Source organism: Falsigemmobacter faecalis, assembly GCF_003863335.1.
GTDB classification, from domain to species: Bacteria; Pseudomonadota; Alphaproteobacteria; order Rhodobacterales; family Rhodobacteraceae; genus Wagnerdoeblera; species Wagnerdoeblera faecalis.
Genome location: NZ_RRAZ01000002.1, coordinates 205,086 through 226,663 on the forward strand (window position 1 = coordinate 205,086; position 21,578 = coordinate 226,663).

Below are 21,578 nucleotides of genomic sequence, written 5' to 3' on the forward strand. Positions count from 1 at the left end.
TGACGCGGGGGGAGGGCTTACTTCGCCATCACAGTGAGCCAGTGGCGGGGCTTGTTGTCCGCCTGCTGCAGGATCTCGGTGACCTTTTTCGAGGTGGCCCAGGCCATCGGCTGCTGGTGCAGCGGCACAAAGAGCATCTCGTCACGCGCCTGTTTCAGCACTTCGGTCTGATAGCCAAGGCGGGTGTCGCGATCGAGTTCGACCGAAGCCTTCTGGATCAGAGCGTCCCACTCGGGGTAGTTCCAGTCACCCCAGTTGAAAACGCCCGCGGTGCCGTCACGCGAATGCAGGGCCTGCACCAGGATCGAATAGCTGTCGAGCATCGGCTCATTGGCCCAGCCGAAGATGAACATATCCGACTTGCCGGAAGACATTTTCGGCGACTGCACCGCGCGCGGCCCGATATCAAGGGTCGGTTGCAGACCCACACGGGTCAGCATGGAGACGGCGGCTGAGCAGAGCTCTTCTTCGTTCACCCAGGATTCGTAGGAACACGACAGGCTGAACTTCAGCCCCTCCGCCCCGGCGTCCTTGATGAGCGATTTCGCCAGATCGGCGTTATATTCCACCGGCACATCCAACTCGGCCTGATAGCCGGGGATCTGCGGCGCGACCAGGGTGCCTGCATTGCGCGAGGACCCGCGCATCACGCGCTTCTGGATCAGGTCGAGATCAATGGCATGGGCCAGGGCCTGACGCAGCTTCAGATCGTTGAAGGGGTTGTCGCGACCGTCCTCCAGCTTTTCGCGGCGGTTAAAGCCGAACATCACGGTGCGCAGGGCATTGCCCTCGATCACCTGCACATCAGTTGAGCCTTTGAGGCGCGGCAGATCCTGGATCGGCGCGCCCTCAATGAAGTCGATCTCATTCGACAGGATCGCCGCCACGCGGGTCGCCGCCGAGGTGATCGGGGTAAACTCGATGCGGCTGATGTTATGGACCGGCTTGTCCCACCAGGCCGCGTTCACATTCATCGTGGTGCGGCTTTCGGGCACGCGCTCATCGATGACGAAGGGGCCGGTGCCATTGGCGTTGAAGGTCGCATAGCCCTCGACACCTTTGGTGACATCGGTCGGCAGTTCCGCGCCGTTGTCTTTCAGCCAGGTGGCGTCGAAGATAAAGATATTGGTCAGATCGTTCAGCAGCAGCGGGTAAGCGCCGGTCAGCTTGATGTCGATGGTGTGGTCATCAACGATCTCAGCCGATTTATAGGACGGCAGGTTGCCGCGCAGGGGCGAGCTTTCGTGGCTGACGCGGTTCAGCGAGGCGAGCACGTCTTCCGCCGTGAACTCAGCGCCGTTGTGGAATGTCACGCCCTGACGCAGCTTGAAGCGCCAGGTGTCATCCGAGAGGATCTCCCAGGATTCCGCCAGCGCCGGTTCGATCTCAAGATCGCCGTTGTAGCGCACGAGGCCTTCATAGACGTGGTTCAGAAAGGCCAGCGTGAAGGTCGAGCCATAGCTGTAGGGGTCCAGCGAGGTGACATCCTGCGAGCCGCCCCAGCGGATGGTCTCAGCTCCGGCAGCTCCGGCAATGAGGCTCAGCGCGGCAGCGCCGCCGAGAATGTGACGTTTCAATCCGGCCATGATCCTGCAGTCCTTTCGATCCCTGTGAACGCCGCCTTTTTGTTGCGGCCTGAGATCATGTTGCGAAGAACGCCGGAGAGTTGGAAACGATATTGGGAAAATGGGTAACAAAATTGCTAACAATTTTGTTCAGAGCCGGGTTGGGCGCCTGATGAGGCGGCTTTTTGCCTGATTATTGTGCAAATCCCGCACAGCGGGCCTCGGGAAGCACCCTCTTCGCCGGGTAAAACCAGCCTGAGAGCCTTGGTAGGAAGGGGGAGACGCCCCCACGGTCCCTCTCTTTGAAGACGAAGGAGATGAGCCTTGCCCGTCTTTGAACCGCGAGATCCGCCATGCCGGATCCCTGCGGTCGCGGGGCCTCGGGGAGACGTGATGCGAGGGAGGGCCCCGGCTGACAGAACGAAGCGCGTTCTGTTGGCTTGCGGGCAATGAGATGTCATGTGCCGACTACGGCCAGGCAGGTGGCGCTGGTCGTAACCTTTGGTGGCGGGCGGTTTCGGAGGGACAGGCGGTGTGGCGCTGGCCCCATTGGTCCCGGCAGATCCGGTGGCCTTCGCGCGCCAGGCTGCGCGGAAGGGGGACCGCGAGCATTCGGGCGGCGCTGTGATATCAGCAGGACCCGAGGCGGCCTGAGGTCGGGCCGCGGGATCCGATCCGGCCTCAGGTGCGGTGCCGTGCGAGGGGAATTATCCGGCCTTTCCCTCTTTCAGCGCCTCAAGGCAGGCCGCTTCGTCACCGGCTGCAAGGGCGGCTCGGGCCTTTTCCACTGCGGCGCTGTGGTCCTTTGCTGTGCCCTTGTCGGCGGTTTCTGCTGCCGTTTTACCGCCGCTTTGCTGTGCCTGGGCGTCCTGGCCGGACATGGCCTGCCCGGGGCTTGCGTTCAGTGGCGTGCCGGAGCCGTCTTTTGCCGCACCGGCGGTATCGGTGGCGGATGGTGCCTCAGTTGCGCTGCCTGCCGTGCCGGTGGCTGCAGGTGCCTCCTGCAGCGGGGCAAGCGTGCCGTCTTTGCTGATGCCGCCGCCCGTCCGCCCTGCCTCTGCCTCAAAGACGGCGAGTTCGGATTTGCAATCGGCATAAGCGGCCGCAGAGGTCAGGGTGAGCGCGCAGCCCGTCATAAGAGAGATGTACCAAGTCATGATCGCGTCCTTCCATGAGGTCCCGGCTCATCACCGGTGCCTCAGAAATCGACCCCGCGCGCGATTGTTCCCGCAGATAAAGCGGCTGCGCGGCGGCTGGCCTGGTGCGGCGGGACCCAAGGGCGCCTGACAGGCACCCTGCCGCCGATTTCAAAGATCGGTCAGGGTTCCGAGGTAGCTTTCTGCGGCAAAGGCGAGGGTTTCTGAGAGCGTGGGATGGGCATGGATGGTGAGCGCGAGATCCCCGGCCGTGGCACCCATTTCAATCGCAAGGCCTGCCACGGCGATCAGCTCTCCGGCGTTCTGGCCTGAGAGGCCCGCGCCCAGAATGCGGCCCGTGGCGGGATCAAGGATCAGCCGGCTGGTGCCGGGCCCTGCGCCCGCCGACAGCGCGCGGCCAGAGGCGGCCCAGGGGAAGGCGGCGACTTTCACCGCGATGTTCCGGGCCTTTGCTTCGGTCTCTGTCAGGCCCGTCCAGGCCACTTCGGGGTGGGTATAGGCCACCGAAGGGATCGCGCGCGGGGCAAATTCGACCTTTTCGCCGCAGGCCACTTCTGCCGCAACCTTGGCCTCATGCACGGCTTTATGGGCCAGCATCGGGCCTTCGGTCACATCACCGATCGCAAAGATATGCGGCTGTGCGGTGCGTTTGTCGGGCGTGGTCGGGATGAAGCCGCGCTCGGTCAGCGCAATCCCCGCCGCCTCCGGGGCCACCTCTGCGCCGCGCGGGCGGCGGCCGATGGCCACAAGGATGCGGTCAAACCGACCGGGATCCTGCGCCCCCGCGGTGACCCAAAGCCCGTCTGCCTCTGCCCGCACCGCGCTGACAAGGGTCGACAGATGCACCTCCGTGCCCTGCTGCAGCCGCTCGGTCAGCGGGGCCAGAAGGGCTGGATCCGCGCCTGGGATCAGCTGCGGCCCGGCCTCGGCAATCACCACCTTCGCGCCAAGCGCGTGATAGACCTGGGCCATCTCCAGCCCGATGATGCCGCCGCCGATGATCAAAAGCCGCTCCGGCACATCCGCCAGCGCCAGCGCCCCGGTGCTGTCCATGATGCGCGGATCCTGCGGCAGATGGCCAAGGCGGATCGGCTCAGATCCGGTGGCGATGATCGCCTGTTGAAAGCGCATCCGCGCGGGGGGGGCACCGGGCGCAGTGACCTCCAGCTCATGGGGCGAGGTAAAGCGCGCCATGCCCTGCACCACATTGATTTTGCGCCGTTTTGCCAGCCCCGCAAGCCCGGTGGTCAGCCGGGTCACGACGCCGTCTTTATGCGCGCGCAAAGCGCCCAGATCGATCTGCGGTGGCCCAAAGCGCACCCCGGCCCCGGCGGCGGCAGCGGCGCTCTCAATCCGCTCGGCGACCGAAAGCAGGGTCTTGGACGGAATGCAGCCGCGGTTCAGGCAGACGCCGCCCAGACGGTCCTCCGCCTCAATCAGCGTCACGCTGCGGCCGAGATCAGCGGCACGGAAGGCGGCGGTATAGCCGCCCGGGCCACCGCCGATGACAATCAGATCATGCTCAGACATCGCAGGGCCTCACAGCAGAATGCGGCGAAAATCGCCCAGATAGTCCGAGAGGCTGCGCAGGAATTTCGCCGCCGCCACCCCGTCTGAGGCGCGGTGATCCCAGGACAGCGCCATGGGCTGCATCAGCCGCGGCACAAAGCCCGCCCCATCCCAGACCGGGCTGATTTTGGCCCGCGCAAGACCAAGGATCGCCACCTCAGGTGCGTTGATAATCGGCGTAAACCCGGTGCCGCCGATCCCGCCCAGCGAGGAGATCGTAAAGCCCGCGCCCTGCATGGCGGCGGGCTTCAGCCGCCCGGCGCGGGCATCGGCGGCCAGCTCTGCCATCTCATCGCTGATCTCGCGCACCGATTTGCGGTCGGGATCGCGCAGCACCGGGACCACCAGCCCCTCAGGGGTATCAGCGGCGATGCCGATATTGATATAGCGGCGCAGGATCAACTCTCCCCCGTCAAGCACTGCGTTGAATTTGGGATGCGCCTTCAGCGCCGCGGCACAGGCTTTGGCGATATAGGGCAGGATCGAATCCTTGCGCCCCTCTGCGGCATTGACCGCTTTGCGCAGGGCATCAAGGTTGGTCAGATCGGCCTCATCGAAATTGGTGACATGGGGGATCAGCACGGAATTGCGCTGCAGCGCCGGCCCCGAAAGCCTGCCGATCCGCGAAAGCGGCAGGCGCTCAACCGGGCCGAAGGCCTCGGGGTTGAGTTTGGGCCAGGGCGCAAGGCCGAGGTCTGCGCCCCCTGGCGCGGGCGGTTGCGAGAGGCGGGTTTTGACAAAGCCCTCAACATCTTCAGGCGTGATGCGACCATTGCGGCCGCTGCCCGTGACCTGCGCCAGATCAGCCCCCAGACGAAAGGCCATCCGCCGCACGGAAGGAGAGGCATAAAGTGCTGCCTCCGGATCCGCCGGGGGTTTTGACGCAGGGGTAAGGACCTGAGCGGTGGCCTGGGCCTGTACCGGCTGAGGCGCAGGTGCCGCAACTGGCGCAGGCGCGGGGGGGACAACACCCGCCTCTGCCGCAAGGCGCAGCATGGGCTGACCGGCGCTGATCTGATCGCCAACCGCCACCAGCACCTCGAGCACCCTGCCGCCGCTGTCGGAGGGCACATCCAGCGTGGCCTTATCAGCCTCGATGACCAGCACCGTCTCGCCCGCGGCGATGATCTGCCCGGGCTTCACCGTCACTTCCACCACCGGAAGCGCGCCGGGAACACCCATATCGGGAATGAGGATTTCTTGCATCATGTTCCCCTCTCTCAGCGCGTCCAGGAGGCGGGCTGCTGCGGCGCCTGGGCCCGCGCCGTCTCATAAAGCCCGGCGTCGATTTTGCCGTCGCGGGCCAGGGCCTCCAAAGCGGCCAGCACCACCGAGGCGCTGTCGACCTCAAAGAAAGCGCGCAGCTGCTCTCGCGTGCCCGAGCGGCCAAAGCCATCGGTGCCAAGCGCGATGAAGCGCGCGCGGAGAAAGGGCGCGATCAGCTGTGGCAGGGCGCGGATGTAATCCGTGGCGGCGATCACCGGGGCATCCCCGGGCAACAGGCGCTCAATATGGCTGAGGGTCTGCGCCGACAGCCCCTGCAGGCGGTTGTCGCGCTCAATGGCTGCAGCCTCGCGGGCCAGTTCCGACCAGGAGGTGACGCTATAGACCTCAGAGGTCACCCCCAGAGCGGCCAGGGCCTGAGCCGCAGCGAGTACCTGCAAAAGGATCGTGCCCGAGCCCAGCAGCCGGATCTGCGGCGCGCCTTCGCCGTGGCGGCTGTGCAGATACATCCCCTTCAGCAGATCCCCTTCGGCGCCTTCGGGAAGCGCGCCCTGCGGATAATTCTCATTCATTACGGTGATATAGTGGAACTCGTCACGCTCCTCCTCCATCATGCGCCGGGCGGCATGATCCATGATGACCGCCAGTTCCGCACTGAAGGCCGGATCCCAGGAGCGGCAGTTCGGCACGCTGTGCGCGACCAGCAGGCTGGAGCCGTCCTGATGCTGCAAGCCCTCACCCGAAAGGGTGGTGCGCCCCGCCGTGGCCCCCAGAAGGATCCCCCGCGCGCGCTGATCCGCCGCCGCCCAGATCAGATCGCCGATGCGCTGAAAGCCGAACATCGAGTAGTAAATATAGACCGGCAGCAGCGGCAGATTATGCACCGAATAGGATGTGGCCGCCGCCGTCCAGGACGAGATCGCCCCCGCCTCGGTGATGCCTTCTTCCAGAAGCTGGCCATTGGCCGCTTCTTTGTAAAACATCATCGAGCCTGCATCTTCGGGCTGATAAAGCTGGCCCTGGGGGGCATAGATCCCGATCTGGCGGAACAGGTTATCCATCCCGAAGGTGCGCGCCTCATCGGCGACGATCGGCACGATGCGCGGGCCGAAGTCTTTGTCCTTCAACAGATTTCCAAGCATCCGCACCACCGCCATAGTGGTGGAGCCTTCGCGCCCGTCGCCCTGCAGCGCAAAGCCCGCCCAGGCCGCGCGCTCGGGCACCGCCACGGCCCCTGCGGCCCCTGGCGAGCGCTGCGGCAGCGCGCCGCCAAGCGCCTGGCGGCGGGCGCGCAGATAGGCCATCTCGGGGCTGTCGTCGGCTGGCTTATAGAAGTTCAGATCTTCGATATCGCGGTCGGGGATCGGCAGGCCAAAGCGGTCGCGGAAGGCCCGCAGCGCCTCGGTGTCGAGCTTTTTGGCCTGATGCGCCACCATGCGGCTTTCGCCCGCAGCTCCCATGCCATAGCCCTTTTTGGTCTTGGCCAGGATCACCGTGGGGCGGCCCTTATGGGCTTTGGCGGCGGCAAAAGCGGCGTGGAGTTTGCGCAGATCATGGCCGCCGCGCTTCAGCGCATTGATCTCGGCATCGGTCATATGCGCGACCAGCGCTGCGGTCTCGGGATTGGCCTCAAAGAACTTCTGGCGGTTGTAATCGCCGTCTTTCGAGCCGAGGTCCTGATAGGCGCCGTCCACCGTCTCTGAAAACCGCTTCAGCAGCGCATTGCCGCTGTCACGCGCAAAAAGCCCGTCCCAATCCGAGCCCCAGAGCACCTTGATGACATTCCAGCCCGCGCCGATAAAAAGCGACTCCAGCTCCTGGATGATCTGGCCATTGCCGCGCACCGGACCATCGAGCCGCTGCAGGTTGCAGTTGATGATAAAGGTCAGATTATCAAGGCCTTCGCGCGCGGCCAGCGTCAGGCCCGCGATGGATTCCGGCTCATCCATCTCTCCATCGCCAAAGACGCCCCAGACGTGGCGGCCCGCGGTCTCTGCCAGCCCCCGGCCCTCAAGATAGCGCAGGAAGCGCGCCTGATAGACCGCGCTGATCGGCCCGAGCCCCATGGAACCCGTTGGGAACTGCCAGAAATCGGGCATCAGCCAAGGGTGAGGATAGGACGACAGCCCCGCGCCACCAGTCTCCTGGCGGTAGTTTGAGAGCTGCTCTTCGCTCAGCCGCCCCTCAAGAAAAGCCCGCGCATAGACGCCGGGGGCGGAATGCGGCTGGAAATAGACCAGATCTCCGCCGTGGCCGGGACGCGGGGCCTCGAAGAAATGGTTAAAGCCGGTCTCAAAGATCTCGGCTGCTGAGGCATAGCTCGCGATATGCCCGCCGAGCGAGCCATAGGCCTTATTGCCGCGCAGCACCATCACCAGCGCGTTCCAGCGCATGATCGCCGTCAGCCGCTCCTCCATGGCGAGATCGCCGGGGTAGGCCCCCTGGGCGCTCAGCGGAAGGGTGTTGCGATAGGCCGAAAAGGGCTGGCTTTGCGCAAAAAGCCCCGAGCCGCGGGCCGCATCCTCTAGGCGGCGCAGCAGATAATGCGCGCGGGCGGAACCGGCGTGCAGTTCCGTGGCGCGGAAGGCCTCAAGCCACTCCTGGGTTTCCTGCGGATCGGTGTCGGGGGGCTGGACGGCGGTGGCCTGGCTCATCTGAAGCGTCTCTGAAAGGGCTGCTCAAAGACGCTAGGACAAAGCCCGCAGCAGAGGTTGCTGATCTGGCCGCCTTCCCCCTGAGGTTGAGGCGGGTCTGCGGTGTAAATGCCGGTGCAACAGCATAATCTGCCGCAGATCAGCTCTCCATCGGCAGGGCGGTTTTATAAGAGATCTGCCGCAGCGCAAAGCTGGAGCGGATGTTCCTGACGCCCGGGATCTCGGTCAGATCCTGCATGATGAAGGTCTGCAGCGCCTCCATATCGGGCACCACCACCCGCAGCAGATAGTCGCTGTCGCCGGTCATCAGATAGCATTCCATCACCTCGGGAAATTCGGCCACCCGCGTTTCAAAGCGGCTGAGAGCGGCTTTGTGCTGCATTTCCAGGCTGACCTGAATGAAAACCGTGATGCTCAGGCCAAGCGCCTCGGGCGGGACCAGCGCCACATAGGCCTTCAGAAAGCCCTCCTGTTCCAGCCGTCGCACCCGCGCCAGACAGGGCGAGGCCGAAAGCCCCACCCGCGCCGCAAGCTGCACATTGCTGATCCGCGCATCGCGCTGCAGCTCATCCAGAATACGCCGGTCGATGGCGTCAAGTTTTGCGGCCTTCATCGTGATCTCCCGTCCCCGGCGCCATTAGGCTTCAGAGCCATTGATTGTGCAATGATTTCAGGATCCGCATTGCGGCGGAGAGGCCCGTTTTATACGTGATCTGTTCTGTGTGGGATTATCGTCAGTCAACACAACGGCTGCCGCCGGCCATCCGCAAAGCGCTGCCCGAAGACCTGCCCCCCCTGAACGCCGGCCTTAACGGGAGCCGCTTTCATCAGCGGCTCCTGGCGGATGCGCCGCGCTGAGCCTCGCAAGGATCCACCGCTCAGCGCCCTCCGGCCGCCCCGCCAGACGCCAGAGGGACAGCAGACTGCCCGCGTAGATCAGCGCCCCAATGGCGCAAAGCAGCCCAAGCCGCAGCACGCCACCCGGGGCCTGTTCCGGCACCGGCAGAGCCTGGCCCGCCAGTGCAACCCCCGCCACCATCAGCGCGAGGGCGGGAAAGATCCGCGCGCAGTGCCGGATCTGCTGTGTCGCTGAGATCCCGATTGCCCCCCCCGCAAGCGAGAGCATGACCGCAATCATCACCAAAGCGGCCAGGGCCCGGGCTGCCGCCGCTTCAACCAGGCCAAAGGCCAGCGCCGCAAACAGCGTGACCGGCAGGCGCAGCAGCAGCGACAGCCCTTCGCGTGCCGCCAGCACCCGCGTGCGCCCAAGCGCCATCAGAAGCGCCTGACCCGGCAAAGTGAGAACCTGCAGCGCGATCACCGGGGCCAGCCACCAGATGATCGGCACCATCGCCCCCCAGCCCGCGCCCAGCACCAGGGGCACCAGATCGCCCGCCAGGGCTGCGAACAAAAAGCCAGCCGGGGCGATCACGGCCAGCAGGATCTGCTGTCCCAAAAGATAGGTATCGCGCAGCCGCAAAGGCTCGGCCTGCAGCGCGGCAAACCCCGCAAAGAGCGGCTGAGAGACCGGGGCGGCCAGGGTATAAGTGGCCAGCGACGCCAGATCCCCGGCCATGGCATAAAGCCCGAGCTGCGGCCTGCCGAGGATCGCGCCGACGACAAAGCGGTCGATCTGCTGGTTCAGCGTGAAGATCATCCGCGACAGCGTCACCCAGCCCGCAAAGCGAAAGATCCCCCTGACGCCGGTCAGAGACAGGCGCAAAGACCAGGGCGCAAGGACATGCGTGCTGAGCGATGCGATCACGGGGCCGGTCACCAGCCCCGCCACCAGCGCCCAATAGCCGCCTCCGGCGGCCGCCACCGCCAGCATGGCGACAAAAGCGGCGAGCTTGCCGTAAAGATGACTGCGCGCCAGAGCCGCGTAATTCAGCGCCCGCAGCGCGTGAATCATCGCCGGACTGGCACAGCCCTGGATCAGCGGTGCCAGCGCCAGGGTGTTCAGGATGGCCGCAAGCCGCGGCTCGTCAAAGAGCCCTGCAAGGGGCGCGGCCATGCCCAGCAGCAAAAGCGCGATCAAAAGACCGCGCAGCAGCGTCAGGGTGAAGGCTGCGCTGACCTCTCCCGGGGACAGCGCGCCGCGTTGAATAAGCGCCTCGGTCACCGGCACTTCCGTAAGCGAGCCGACAATCACCATGACCCCCGCAGCCAGGGCAACAAGGCCGAAATCCTCCGGCGTCAAAAGCCGCGCGAGGATCAGGATGGCACCAAAATCAAGGCATTTTGAAACCAGTTGCACCGCCGCCATCAGCCCGGCGCTGCGCGCGATACCGCCCCGCCTCATCCCGCTTTCCGCCAGAGGCTGAGGGCCAGGCGGCGCAGTCTGCGCAGCACCCGCCGCATGAGGGGGCCGTGAGTCTGCCGCCTCAGGCGGCGCAGAAGGGGCGCGAGCTCCGCCTCAAACTGCCCGATATTGCCAGAGGCCCGTGCCGCGCGGAAAGCAGGGTGGCAGGCGAGGGCGATCTCATGTCGCAGATCATAGATCGCGCGCCGCGCCCGGTCGGGGGCCAGCGAGGGAACAACACGGCGGCGCGGCAGCCAGGCGCTCTGCGCTTTGCGCTTTGCCAGCCGATGGGCCAGACCTTCGCGGCGGTGGCGCAGACCGCCCGCCTGACTTTGCGCGACACGCTCCGGCGTCAGCGGGGTGACCGCCAGATCACCGCGCAGGCGGCCCTCTTCAATCAGGGCGGCCAGGGCGGGGCTGCGGGTCACGACGATATTCTCTCCGCGCGGGTCCTGCACAAACTCCGGCAGCCAGGCATCGCCGATCGCCACATCGGCGCATTCGGCCAGAACGTCATCGCAAAACTCGCAGGCGGGCAGACGAAAGAGCCCCTCGCCCCAGTCATGCCCGTTAAGAGCGCGCATCGGCACCACCTCAGGCGCGGTCCCCGGCGGTGCCCCGCGGCGGCGCAGCGCAAAGCCATATTCCGATGCCGGGCGGTCGGTCAGCTTATGGCGAAAATCGCACCCCCCGAGCCCGCCCGGAGGCACATCGCGCTGCCAGGCAAGATAGTCGGCAAAGCGCGCCGATTTCAGATGGCCGCAGACAAGGCCGATCAGCACCGGTGCCCGCTCGGGCGCCAGCGCACCATCCCTGATTGCGCCGCGCAGGCCCTTGATAAAGCAGGGCAATGCGATGATGGCCGCCCGCTCCTGCGAGGCGGCCAGATCCGCAAGGACGCGCGACATCTCAACCGGATAGTAGCGCGATTTCTTCCCCTCAGAGATCTCGTCCCGGCGGCGCGAAACCCGGTAGCTGAAGAGCGGATCAGCGGGGTCGGCCTGCGCGCTTTGCGGTCGGACATGCAGCACGCAGTCCACGGTTTTGCGGGCCAGCAGCTCGGCGGCCAGCCAGCTGACCAGACCGCCCGAGCCGCTGGAGAGCCGCGCGGGATCATCGGTCAGATGAACGGCGGCTGTCGTCAGATGCCGCCCGATCTGCGGGTCGGCGGGCAGCTCAGGCCAGAGGCGCGCGGCGATTGCTGTCTCATCAGGCCCCTCGCCCGACATCGGGCATTGCGCCGCGGGGGGAAGCGCATCGCTGTCCCCGGCCCCCCGCCGCTGCGGCCGGAACTGCCCCTCTTCTGAGAGCGCCATTTTCAGCGCATCCGGCGCGCGAAACGCGCAAATCCCGCAGCCGGTGCAAAAGCCCGCTTCCGCCAGATCGAGAACGGTCTTCATACCCGCAAAACCCGCACAGACAGGACCAGCCAAAGGCCCCTGCGGCCTTTGCGCCCGACCTCGGTGGCACGCCGCAGGCGGTCAGGCAATGCGCGCAATTGTGTCAGATAAGCGGGGCGGTCTGCGGCGGGGATTGCGCATCGCCGCTCCGGTTCACCGAAGGACGGGCTGGGCGTTGCGCGCAGCCTTTCGGCCCGGCGGGATCCGCGCCCGCCCGCCCTCAGGGCTGCGGCAGGCTTGTCTTATGCTGTGGTGCTGCGGGATTGCCCGGGCGGGATGCCGGAGAGGGTGTTTCTGCAGGGCGATCTGCTGATGCAGGTGCAGCCATATCGAAACACGCCGGTTCTGGTTTCGCGCGGTGTCAGCGCGGACACGGCCTGAGCCCTGCAGGCAAAGGGAGGGTAAGCTGACACTCAAAGCAAAATTTATCGGTCAGCAGGCTGCAGCTTGCCCGGCTTTCATAAGTTCCGCACGCCCCGCATTGGGGCAGGGCGTGCGGAGGGTCTCAGCCGTTCAGCGGAAGCCAAATCCCAGGCCTTCGAGAGTGCTGCGCAACACATGCCGTCCGCTCAACCCCTTCAGCGAGCCGAGACGGCCCTTCAGCAGCGCGGTCCAGGGCTGCGGCGAGAGCCCCTGTTCGGCGCGGAAGGTCAGGGTGGCGGCGTCATGGCGGGCGACGGCGTCTGCCTGATCGGCGTTGTAGCGCTCATGATGCAAAACGGCGTCCTGGGGCAGGCGCGGCTTGACGGCGGTGGCGACCGAGGGGTCGGGGTGGCCGACCACAAGCCCCGCCACCACATAGGCGCGTTTGGGCAGGCCGATCAGCTCTGCGAGTTCTGCCGGGTGATTGCGCAGGCCGCCGATATAGACCGTCCCGAGGCCCAGAGATTCCGCCGCCACCAGCGCGTTTTGCGCCGCCAGCATGGCGTCAACCGAGGCCAGCAGGAAAGCCTCGGTGTGATCGAGCGCTTCGGTCCCGGTGCCTTCCGCCTGCAGGATGGTCTCTGTCCGCGACAGATCCGCGATCCACAGGAAGCACAGCGGCGCCTCGGCGATGTGTTTCTGCCCGCCCGCAAGCTCTGCGAGCTTTGCCCGGGTGGCGGCGTCCTGCACGGCCACCACGCTCCAGACCTGAAGGTTGGAGGAGGTGGGCGCCGAAGAGGCCGCGGCCACCAGCAGTTCCACCGTGCCCGCGCTCAGCGGCTGCGGCAGGAAATTCCGCACCGAGCGATGCGCCAGCAGGCTCTCAATCACCGGGGTGGGTGCTGCGGTGCCAGCCAGGGCTTCGCCGTAGCGGGTGGCGATCGGGCAGGTCTGTTCCGTCAAAGTCATCGTCCTTAAAGTCCTTTAAGATCAAGCAGATTGAGGTCTTCCGGGGTCAGCTGAAGCAGCACCCCTTCCAGCAGCGCGGTCAGCTGCGCCACCGAGGTCACCGAGGCCAGCGGCGCCACCACGCCCGGTTGATGCAGCAGCCAGGAAATCGCCAGCGCCGCATGGCTCGCGCCGCGGGCCTCTGTCACCTGGTCCATGGCGGCCAGCACCCGCAGCCCGTCATCATTGAGATAACGGCTGACGCTGTTGCCGCGCGGGCTTTGCGCAAGATCGGCCTTTGTGCGGTATTTCCCGGTCAGAAAGCCTGCCGAAAGCGAGTAAAACGGGATCAGGCTCAGCCCCTCAAAGAGCATCAGATCCTGCAGATCGCCCTCATATTTATGCCGGGTGCGCAGGTTATATTCGTTCTGCACGGTCTCATAACGCGGCAGGCCTTGATCCTGGCTCAGGCTCAGGGCCTCGCCCAGCTGGTCCGCGTTGAAGTTTGAGCAGCCGATGGCGCGGACCTTGCCCGCAGCGATCAGCCGCTCATAGGCCTTCAGCGTCTCGTCCTGCGGCACCCCGGCATCAAAGAGATGGCTTTGATAAAGATCGATATAATCGGTCTGCAGGCGGCGCAGAGAGGCCTCCGCGGCGCGCTCAATATGGGCGGCGGAAAGCCCCTTGCCCCCGGCCCCCAGATCCATGCCGACCTTGGTGAAGATCTGCACACGGTCGCGGTTGCCGCGCGCTTTCATCCAGCGGCCAAGGATCCGCTCGCTTTCGCTGTCATTGCCGGGCACCCAGCGGGAATAGACATCGGCGGTATCAAAGGCGCCAAAGCCCTGGTCGGTGAAGGCGTCGAAAATGTCGAAAGAGGTCGCCTGATCTGCGGTCCAGCCTGCGGTATTGGTGCCGAGGATGAAGGGCGCGATGGAAAGTCCGCTGCGGCCGAGGGCGCGATGGTCCATGGATGCGAAGTCCCTGCTGTTATCTGACAGCAGGTATAGCCGCTCAGTCGCGGGGGGCCAGCCCTTCCGGACCTGGCGCGCCGCTTTCAAAGCCTGGCTGCGCAAGACATCGGCAGTCTGCAGGCGAAGGCAGCACCCTGCCTGCAGATGCGGGGCGCTTCAGCCCAGAAGGGCGGTCCACACGCGGTAGCGCCCGCGCCCGGTCAGCTCGCGGATCAGGCCGCGTTGCGTGAAGAGATCAAGGTTGCGCTGCACTGCGGCGCGCGAGGCCCCGGTCTCCTGCTCGGCCATCGGCGCAGAGATGCTCGGCCAGTCCTTCAACAGCCCCAGAAGCCGCGGCGGCGTGCGCCCTGAGAGATCCGAGATCGCCTCTTCCGCGCGCAGGCTCCAGGCGGCCAGACGGTCGAGATGCATCAGCGCCGCGAGAACCGCCTGATGCGCGCCAAGGATCCAGCCCTGAAGCCGCGGTCCCGCGCCGCCCTGGGCCACCAGCCCCGGAAAGCCCGCCAGCGACAAAGGCAGGAAGCCATGGCCCGAGGCCGGAGCCCCGCCCAGCCGTGCGGCCAGAACCGCCGCCTCCAGATCGCGCGCCGATGAGGGATCGGTCATGCGCCAGAGATGGAAAAGCACCGCCGACTGCACGATGGGATGCAGCGACGACAGGCTTTCCAGCACATCACAGGCGTCCTTCACGCGCGGCGAGGGCGGCGTGCCGGGGGCGTGCCCGAGAAGCTGGCTCAGCGCCTCGGCCCGCTCAGATCCCACCGGGGCGGGGCCGGTGGTCAGACGGCGCACCGCCCAGGCTCCGCGTGCCAGCGCCTGGGCGTCGGTTCCGGTCGCGCCGATCTGCAGCGAAATCCACAGCACCAGACGATCCGCAGGCAGCCGGTCGCCGCTCCACCAGCCAAGGCTGGCCACTTCCTGCAGCGCAAGACGGCGGCGCGCGCCCTCACCATGCAGGCGCAGACGCTCTTCCAGGCGGCCGAAATCAAAGCTCAGCGCCGCCAGATCCAACGCCTGTTCGGCTTCTGCCGCCCGCCACTCCTGGAACGGGAAAAGCGCGCTTTCCACCCCGGCCGAAACCTCTGAGGCGTCAAGGTTATCCTCCGGATCGGGGGGGAGGAACCACAGATCGCCGTCACCGTCCTCGGTGTCGTCGTTATAGGGATCAAACGGGGGGTCATCGGTAAATCTGGCCATGCTGCGCATTATGTCCGCAGAGCGCCTGGCCAGCAAGCGGGTGTTGCGGGCTCTGACCCTGTGATGCGGGCGTTTTTGGCGCCGCAAAACCTCTGGCCCTCAGGCGGTGTCCCCGATGGAACAAGCGCGGGGAGGGGCGCCCGTCATATGGTGCCGGGAGAGCAGGCAGGCCGCCTGGGGCTGAGCGGGTCTTTCGCGCGCCGCCGCGCTCAGGCCCTTCCAGGCCCTGAGGCAAAACGGCACATGGAAGGGCGTTCGCGGCCCCGAACTCTGAGCGCTGCCGGAATCCCCCGGGCTTACGGCGTCAAAAAGCGACGATCCTGCGGCAGGGGGGCGATGTTTTGCCGGGCTGATGCGAAAGGGCTGAGACTATTAGGGCCTTCTTCATCGCTCTCGGGCCAAATGAGCCTTCGGCCGACCGCTCGGCACCCCGTGGGATACAGAATTGACAAGGAAAGTGAAAATGGCATGGTGAAGCGCATCAGGGACCCGTAAGGCTGCCCTTCGGTCTGACGAGTGACAGGGATAGCAGAACCCATGCAGCAACCGCGCCTGACGGGCCCCGGGGCGGGGTCTGACAGATATGATGTCCTGACCGCGCTTTCCGTGGCGGCGCTTGGCACGGGCGGGCATCAGCAGGTTCTGCTGCTGCGCCTGATGGCGCTGGTGACGGCGCGTTATAACTGGGCGCAGGATGAATTGTCGCTGGGCCAGAAGGATATGGCGCTGATGTGGTCGGTGGATCAGCGGACGGTGAAGCGGGAGATCCGCAAGCTGATTGATGCCCATCTGCTGGTGCTGCTGCGCCCTGGTGTGAAGGGACGTGTGGCGACCTACCGGTTGAATTTGCGCAAAATTGCCGAGTTGACCGAAGGCTTCTGGGGCCGCGTCGGCTCCGATTTTGAGGCACGGATGACCGAGCGCTATGCCCGCCGCGCCGAGCCGGAAGACCGGGTGGTGCGGCTTGATTTTACCGCCAGACCGCAGCCTGCGGACGACAGTCCCTGGCAGCGGGTCCTGCAGCGACTGCGCGGCGCGGATCCGGCGCGGGCGGGGGCCTGGTTCGACAATCTGGTGGTTCTGCACGACACTTCACCTGACCTTGCCCTTGAGGCCCCCTCGCTCTTCGCGCTGCGCTATATCGAGACGCATCTGCTTGCTCAGATGAAAATCGCGATGCGACAGGAGCTTGGCCCTGGATGGCGGCTGAAGGTGACGGTGCGGCAATAATCCGCCTGCTGCAGGTGCGAAAACCGGCAGAAAACGCACCTTATGTTACATTCCATCAACTGCCTTTGAACGCCGCTTGCGTGCCATGCGGCGGCAATCGTATATGAGAGCAGCAGTCCACACCCAGTCCCCGAGCAAGCATAGGGTTTTCTTAACGAATGTCCCGCGACATTATCAGTGACGTCACCTTTACGCGCCGTACCCTTTTGATCTCGGGGTCAGTCTTTGCGCTGAATTCAGCCGGTGCGGTTCCGGCACTCGCCGGCAATGCTGCGGTGCAGCAATTCTCCTGGGATCTGCTGAGCGCCGAAATGCAGGCGCTGGCTGCGCAGGCTCATCGCACCCCGGCGGGGGTTGAGGGTTTTCTGGCGGGTCTGAACTATGATGATTACCGCCTGATCCGCTTTCGCCCGGACCGGCTGCGCTGGTCTGCGCCGACGAGCCCTTTCCGGCTTGCGGCTTTCCCTCCGGGCTGGCTTTTCAAAGAGCCGGTGGTGCTTTTTGAGGTCACGGGCGATGAGGCGCGGGAGATGCGCTTCAGCACCTCGGATTTTGAGTTTCTCAACAATCTGCTGGACCGCGCCCCCGAACTGGACGCGCTTCCGGGTGTGGCGGGCTTCCGGCTGCACAGCTATCTGAACCGGCCCGATGTGCTGGATGAACTGGTGGCCTTTGTCGGCGCGAGTTACTTCCGGGCGCTTGGCCGCAATTCGGCCTATGGGATTTCGGCGCGCGGTCTGGCGCTGAACACCGCCACGGCCAGCGGTGAGGAATTCCCGCGCTTCAGCCGCTTCTACATCGACCGCAGCGGCGCGCCGGCTGAGATCACCGTTTATGCAGCGCTCGAAAGCCCTTCGGTGACGGGCGCTTACCGCTTTGTCATTCGCCCGGGCACCGCGACGCAGATGGATGTGACCTGCCGTCTGTGGTTCCGCAGCGATGTGGAGGAGCTGGGCGTGGCCCCGCTGACCTCGATGTATCTCTTCTCCGAGAAAAGCCGCGCGCAGTTTGATGACTTCCGCCCCAAGGTGCACGACAGCGACGGTCTGCAGATCATCCGCGCCGATGGCGAGCGGATCTGGCGACCGCTGTCGAACCCCTCGCGGCTTTCGGGCAGCTATTTCGCAGAGACCTCGCCGAAGCGCTTTGGTCTGCACCAGCGTGACCGCCGCTTTGAGAGCTTCCAGGACCTGGAGGCGAATTACCACCGCCGCCCCTCGCTGGATGTGGAGCCGCTGGGCGACTGGGGTCCGGGGCATGTGCGTCTGGTCGAGATCCCTTCGGATTCAGAGGCCAATGACAATATCGTCGCCTATTGGGTGCCCGAGGCCAAAGTGAAGGCCGGTGAAAGCCGGGAATTCGCTTACCGGCTGCACTGGGGCGACCTGCCGCTTGATCTGAGCGAGCCGCTTGCCCATGTAGAAGAGACCAGGGCAGGCCACGGAGGCGTGGCAGCCGGGGGTGTACGCAGCGGTGAGCGGAAGTTCGTGATCGATTTCCGTGGCGGTCTGCTCGACAATCTCGGCGCGGATGCGCAGATCGAGGGTATGGTCTCGGTCGCCAATGCGCAGGTCCTGTCGCGCGTGGTACAGCGCGTCCCTCTCACCGGGGCGTGGCGCCTCTTTATCGATATCGCGGCTGAACCTGACGCCGTGGTGGAACTCTCTGCGCATCTGGCCGGATACGGCCGTAAGCTTTCTGAGAACTGGCTTTACCAGTGGATCAACAGCAAATGAACGATACCTCTGACGTCAATCTTTCCCCGGCCCGTCCGGTTGTGACCGACCGCGGTGCGCTGCCCGACGCCCCGATGGCCATGCCTGCGCAGCGCCTTGAAGCGCTGCCGCGCGGCCGGTTCGGCTGGCTGTCGCTGCGCGCCATCGCCCGCGGAGCATAATTTATGCACTCTCCCGCTGCTAAGGTCCGGGTCTGGCTGATCCGGACCCTTTTGCTGTCTGTCAGCCTGCTGGCGGGGGTCGGGGGCTTCACCCTGTTCCTGCGCTACGGCATGGCGGATGGCTGGGATGTGATGGATGTGGTGCGTGCGGCCCTGATCCTGATCTCCACCTTCTGGCTGACCTGGGGCGCGGTGCAGGCGCTGGCGGGGCTGACCACCCGCCCGCCCGGGGCTGCGCGCAATGCGGGGGCGCTGACGGGCCGGACGGTCGTGCTGGTCCCGGTCTACAACGAAGAGCCGACGATCACCTTTGCGCGCATCGCTGCGATGCTGGATTCGGTCGATGCCACGGGGCAGGGCGCGCTTTTTGATTTCGCGATCCTGTCGGACACCCGTGACGCCAAAGTCGCCGCGCAGGAGCGGGCCTGGTTTGAGAAGCTGCTCGATGATACCGGCGCGGAGGGGCGGATTTTCTACCGCATCCGCGAGACCAACCGGGGCCGCAAGGCGGGCAATATTGAGGATTTCTTCACCCGCTCGGGTGCAGGCTACGAATTTGCCGTGATCCTCGATGCCGACAGCCTGATGGAAGGCGAAACCCTCGTCGAGATGGTGCGCCGCATGGAGGCAGCCCCCGATCTGGGTCTCTTGCAGACCCTGCCGGTGGTGGTGAATGCGCGCTCCTCCTTCAGCCGCATTCAGCAGTTTTCGGCGGCGTTCTATTCGCCGATCTTCTGTCGGGGCCTTGCGATGATGCAGGGCCGCACCGGGCCGTTCTGGGGCCATAACGCCATCGTGCGCGTGCGCGCCTTTGCAGAAAGCGCAGGCCTGCCGGAGCTGACGGGCAAGCCGCCTTTCGGGGGCCATATCCTCAGTCATGACTATGTTGAGGCCGCCCTTCTGGCGCGGGCCGGCTGGACGGTGCGGGTCGATGATGATCTGGGCGGCTCTTATGAAGAGGGCCCGGAGAATATGGTCCTTCACGCCAAGCGCGACCGCCGCTGGTGTCAGGGCAACCTGCAACACGGGCGGCTTTTGTTCGCGCCGGGGCTGAAACTCTGGAGCCGCTTCGTCTTCATTCAGGGTATTCTTTCCTATCTCTCGCCGGTGCTCTGGCTGATGTTTCTGCTGGCCTCCATCGCAGCGCCGCTGTTCGTGCCGCCGGTGAACTACTTCCCGATTGAGGGCTGGTCCTTCCCGGTGATCCCGGTCTCTGAGGCTTCGCGCGCGATTGCGCTGGCGATCGGGGTCTTCAGTCTGCTGTTTCTGCCCAAGCTCCTTATCCTGCTGGATGCGATCCTGCGCGGGCGGGCGAAGGGCTATGGCGGGGCCTTCCGCGCCGGGGCTTCGGTGCTGACGGAGCTTTTGTTTTCGGCCATCGCGGCGCCGGTCTTTTTGATGTTCAACACCCGCTCGGTGCTGCAGGTCCTCTCAGGCCGGGATGGCGGCTGGCCTGCGCAGTCGCGCGGCGACGGCTCGCTGACCCTGCGCGAGGCCTGGGCCACGGGTGCCTGGATCGTCTCCTCGGGGGCTTCGGGCTTTGGTCTGGCCTTCTGGTTTGCGCCCGGCCTTGTGCCCTGGCTCAGCCCGGTGCTGCTGCCGATGTTCTTTGCGCCGCTGATCCTCTGGGCCTCGTCGCAAAAGGGTAGCCTGTGCCGCTTTCTCACCCCCTCTGAGACCAGCCGTCCCGCGATCCTGCGCCGTCATGAAGCCTGGATCACCCGCTGGACCGGCCCGCAGGCCTGAGCACAGCCGCGCTTGAATGCAGGCGGGGGCCGCGCTATATCGGCAGTCACGCGCAGGTGATCCTGCGCGTGAAACCTGTTCGATGACCGGGCCCCTCTGGCGAAAGTGGCGGCGCTTTCGTGATGTCGGCATCGCAACATTCATTGCCGCCGGACTTCATCATCATGTCGAATAAGACATCGCTTCAGGCAGGGTCAGACAAACCGCTGCTCGCTTATCTGAAATGGGCCCTCATCACGACCGTTCTCGGCCTCGCGCTTGGCGCATGGCTGGGCTGGGAGACCACCGGCACCGTCAGCGGTACGCTGACGATCTTCTTCATCTGCGCTGTGCTTGCCGTGCTGGAAATCTCGCTGTCCTTCGATAATGCGATCGTAAACGCGAACAAACTCAAAGACATGACCCCGGAGTGGCAGCACCGCTTCCTGACCTGGGGGATCCTGATTGCCGTCTTCGGCATGCGGATTGTCTTCCCGCTGCTGATCGTGGTGATCGCGGCCAATGTCGGCCCCTGGACCGCGCTGGTCATGGCCGCCACCGATCCCGATCAATATTCGCAGATCATGATGGACGCCCATCTGCCCATCGCGGCTTTTGGCGGCACCTTCCTGATGATGGTGGCGCTGTCCTTCTTCTTTAACCACGAAAAAGACATCCACTGGGTCCGCTGGGTGGAAGAGAAAGCGGTGTCTTACTCTTCGGTGAAGGGCATTGAGATTGCGGTCGTGCTGATCGTGATGATGATTTTCTCCAAGATCATCGCGGGCTCGGATGATCCGAAACTGGGTCCGGTCGCGGCCAATACCTTCTTTTATTCGGCCGTCTGGGGTCTGCTGACCTTCCTGATGGTTGAAGTGCTGGGCGGCATTCTGGACCGCAGCCAGCAGATGCTGGAGGGCGCGGCCAAGGGTGGTCTGGGCGCGTTCCTTTACCTCGAAGTGCTGGACGCCAGCTTCTCCTTTGACGGTGTGATCGGGGCCTTCGCGCTGACCTCGAACCTCTTTGTCATCGCCATCGGCCTTGGCATCGGCGCGATGTATGTCCGCTCGATGACCATCATGCTGGTCGAAAAGGGCACGCTGACCGAGTACCGCTTCCTTGAGCATGGGGCGTTCTATGCGATCCTGATCCTGTCGATCATCATGTATGTCCAGTCGCTGTTCCATATCCCGGAAGTGATCACCGGCATGGGCGGGGCGGCGCTGATTGGTGTGGCGCTCTGGTCCTCGATCCGCTGGAACCGGGTGCATGGCAGCGAAGACTAAGAGCCGCTGATCTTCTCAGACGGTCTGAAAGCCCCGCCCCCTGGCGGGGCTTCTCTATTGGGTGCTCATAAGTCAAGCTCCGTTTTG

The 21,578-nt window shown here is 65.1% G+C and carries 16 protein-coding genes; 5 read left to right on the forward strand and 11 right to left on the reverse strand.

The features are described 5' to 3' along the window. Nucleotides 1–17: 17 nt before the first annotated feature. The 11 genes from EG244_RS02140 to EG244_RS02190 form a co-directional block, all read right to left on the reverse strand. Nucleotides 18–1,586, reverse strand: coding sequence for an ABC transporter substrate-binding protein (locus EG244_RS02140; RefSeq protein WP_124963356.1), 1,569 nt, complete (start codon nt 1,584–1,586; stop codon nt 18–20). A gap of 686 nt (nt 1,587–2,272) precedes the next feature. Continuing rightward, entirely contained in the window at nt 2,273–2,722 is a 450-nt protein-coding gene (locus EG244_RS02145) for a hypothetical protein (protein ID WP_124963357.1), read from the reverse strand. Between the two features lie 150 nt (nt 2,723–2,872). Further along, nucleotides 2,873–4,252 (reverse strand): dihydrolipoyl dehydrogenase, encoded by a 1,380-nt coding sequence (gene lpdA, locus EG244_RS02150; protein WP_124963358.1) that lies wholly within the window; start codon nt 4,250–4,252, stop codon nt 2,873–2,875. Between the two features lie 9 nt (nt 4,253–4,261). Then, nucleotides 4,262–5,500: a 2-oxo acid dehydrogenase subunit E2 gene (locus EG244_RS02155; RefSeq protein ID WP_199737735.1), complete on the reverse strand. Its 1,239-nt coding sequence runs from the start codon at nt 5,498–5,500 to the stop codon at nt 4,262–4,264. Nucleotides 5,501–5,511: 11 nt separating this feature from the next. After that, nucleotides 5,512–8,169, reverse strand: coding sequence for an alpha-ketoglutarate dehydrogenase (gene mdeB / locus EG244_RS02160; RefSeq protein ID WP_124963359.1), 2,658 nt, complete (start codon nt 8,167–8,169; stop codon nt 5,512–5,514). A 139-nt stretch (nt 8,170–8,308) separates the two neighbouring features. Beyond that, nucleotides 8,309–8,782, reverse strand: a complete 474-nt coding sequence (locus tag EG244_RS02165; RefSeq protein WP_124963360.1) for an Lrp/AsnC family transcriptional regulator — start codon at nt 8,780–8,782, stop codon at nt 8,309–8,311. 195 nt (nt 8,783–8,977) lie between these two features. Continuing rightward, nucleotides 8,978–10,471 (reverse strand): oligosaccharide flippase family protein, encoded by a 1,494-nt coding sequence (locus tag EG244_RS02170; RefSeq protein ID WP_124963361.1) that lies wholly within the window; start codon nt 10,469–10,471, stop codon nt 8,978–8,980. Continuing rightward, nucleotides 10,468–11,871: a Coenzyme F420 hydrogenase/dehydrogenase, beta subunit C-terminal domain gene (locus EG244_RS02175; RefSeq protein ID WP_124963362.1), complete on the reverse strand. Its 1,404-nt coding sequence runs from the start codon at nt 11,869–11,871 to the stop codon at nt 10,468–10,470. The genes EG244_RS02170 and EG244_RS02175 overlap by 4 nt, the downstream gene beginning before the upstream one ends. A gap of 513 nt (nt 11,872–12,384) precedes the next feature. Next, nucleotides 12,385–13,203, reverse strand: coding sequence for an NADPH-dependent oxidoreductase (locus tag EG244_RS02180; RefSeq protein ID WP_124963363.1), 819 nt, complete (start codon nt 13,201–13,203; stop codon nt 12,385–12,387). Nucleotides 13,204–13,208: 5 nt separating this feature from the next. After that, nucleotides 13,209–14,153, reverse strand: coding sequence for an aldo/keto reductase (locus EG244_RS02185; RefSeq protein ID WP_124963364.1), 945 nt, complete (start codon nt 14,151–14,153; stop codon nt 13,209–13,211). Nucleotides 14,154–14,312: 159 nt separating this feature from the next. Further along, nucleotides 14,313–15,353, reverse strand: a complete 1,041-nt coding sequence (locus tag EG244_RS02190; protein WP_233588889.1) for a helix-turn-helix domain-containing protein — start codon at nt 15,351–15,353, stop codon at nt 14,313–14,315. A 537-nt stretch (nt 15,354–15,890) separates the two neighbouring features. On the opposite strand from EG244_RS02190, the gene EG244_RS02195 reads away from it, so the two are divergent. From EG244_RS02195 to EG244_RS02210, 5 genes are all read left to right on the forward strand, one after another. Then, entirely contained in the window at nt 15,891–16,583 is a 693-nt protein-coding gene (locus EG244_RS02195; RefSeq protein ID WP_124963366.1) for a hypothetical protein, read from the forward strand. A 158-nt stretch (nt 16,584–16,741) separates the two neighbouring features. After that, the gene (locus EG244_RS02200; RefSeq protein ID WP_124963367.1) at nt 16,742–18,319 is read left to right on the forward strand and encodes a glucan biosynthesis protein; all 1,578 of its coding nucleotides are present in this window, start codon (nt 16,742–16,744) and stop codon (nt 18,317–18,319) included. Continuing rightward, nucleotides 18,316–18,480 carry a hypothetical protein gene (locus EG244_RS20305; protein WP_158617219.1) on the forward strand — a complete coding sequence of 55 codons (165 nt, stop codon included), beginning with the start codon at nt 18,316–18,318 and terminating at the stop codon, nt 18,478–18,480. Before EG244_RS02200 ends, EG244_RS20305 begins: the two co-directional genes overlap by 4 nt. A gap of 3 nt (nt 18,481–18,483) precedes the next feature. After that, complete coding sequence (gene mdoH, locus EG244_RS02205; RefSeq protein ID WP_124963368.1) at nt 18,484–20,226, forward strand: glucans biosynthesis glucosyltransferase MdoH; 1,743 nt, start codon at nt 18,484–18,486, stop codon at nt 20,224–20,226. A gap of 164 nt (nt 20,227–20,390) precedes the next feature. Further along, complete coding sequence (locus EG244_RS02210; protein ID WP_124963369.1) at nt 20,391–21,491, forward strand: DUF475 domain-containing protein; 1,101 nt, start codon at nt 20,391–20,393, stop codon at nt 21,489–21,491. Nucleotides 21,492–21,578: the final 87 nt, after the last annotated feature.

Bases quoted from the DNA above. Each gene is read 5' to 3' on its own strand.
- EG244_RS02140 (WP_124963356.1), bottom strand. From the start codon at position 1,586: ATGGCCGGATTGAAACGTCACATTCTCGGCGGCGCTGCCGCGCTGAGC.
- EG244_RS02145 (WP_124963357.1), bottom strand. From the start codon at position 2,722: ATGACTTGGTACATCTCTCTTATGACGGGCTGCGCGCTCACCCTGACC.
- lpdA (WP_124963358.1), bottom strand. From the start codon at position 4,252: ATGTCTGAGCATGATCTGATTGTCATCGGCGGTGGCCCGGGCGGCTAT.
- EG244_RS02155 (WP_199737735.1), bottom strand. From the start codon at position 5,500: ATGATGCAAGAAATCCTCATTCCCGATATGGGTGTTCCCGGCGCGCTT.
- mdeB (WP_124963359.1), bottom strand. From the start codon at position 8,169: ATGAGCCAGGCCACCGCCGTCCAGCCCCCCGACACCGATCCGCAGGAA.
- EG244_RS02165 (WP_124963360.1), bottom strand. From the start codon at position 8,782: ATGAAGGCCGCAAAACTTGACGCCATCGACCGGCGTATTCTGGATGAG.
- EG244_RS02170 (WP_124963361.1), bottom strand. From the start codon at position 10,471: ATGAGGCGGGGCGGTATCGCGCGCAGCGCCGGGCTGATGGCGGCGGTG.
- EG244_RS02175 (WP_124963362.1), bottom strand. From the start codon at position 11,871: ATGAAGACCGTTCTCGATCTGGCGGAAGCGGGCTTTTGCACCGGCTGC.
- EG244_RS02180 (WP_124963363.1), bottom strand. From the start codon at position 13,203: ATGACTTTGACGGAACAGACCTGCCCGATCGCCACCCGCTACGGCGAA.
- EG244_RS02185 (WP_124963364.1), bottom strand. From the start codon at position 14,153: ATGGACCATCGCGCCCTCGGCCGCAGCGGACTTTCCATCGCGCCCTTC.
- EG244_RS02190 (WP_233588889.1), bottom strand. From the start codon at position 15,353: ATGGCCAGATTTACCGATGACCCCCCGTTTGATCCCTATAACGACGAC.
- EG244_RS02195 (WP_124963366.1), top strand. From the start codon at position 15,891: ATGCAGCAACCGCGCCTGACGGGCCCCGGGGCGGGGTCTGACAGATAT.
- EG244_RS02200 (WP_124963367.1), top strand. From the start codon at position 16,742: ATGTCCCGCGACATTATCAGTGACGTCACCTTTACGCGCCGTACCCTT.
- EG244_RS20305 (WP_158617219.1), top strand. From the start codon at position 18,316: ATGAACGATACCTCTGACGTCAATCTTTCCCCGGCCCGTCCGGTTGTG.
- mdoH (WP_124963368.1), top strand. From the start codon at position 18,484: ATGCACTCTCCCGCTGCTAAGGTCCGGGTCTGGCTGATCCGGACCCTT.
- EG244_RS02210 (WP_124963369.1), top strand. From the start codon at position 20,391: ATGTCGAATAAGACATCGCTTCAGGCAGGGTCAGACAAACCGCTGCTC.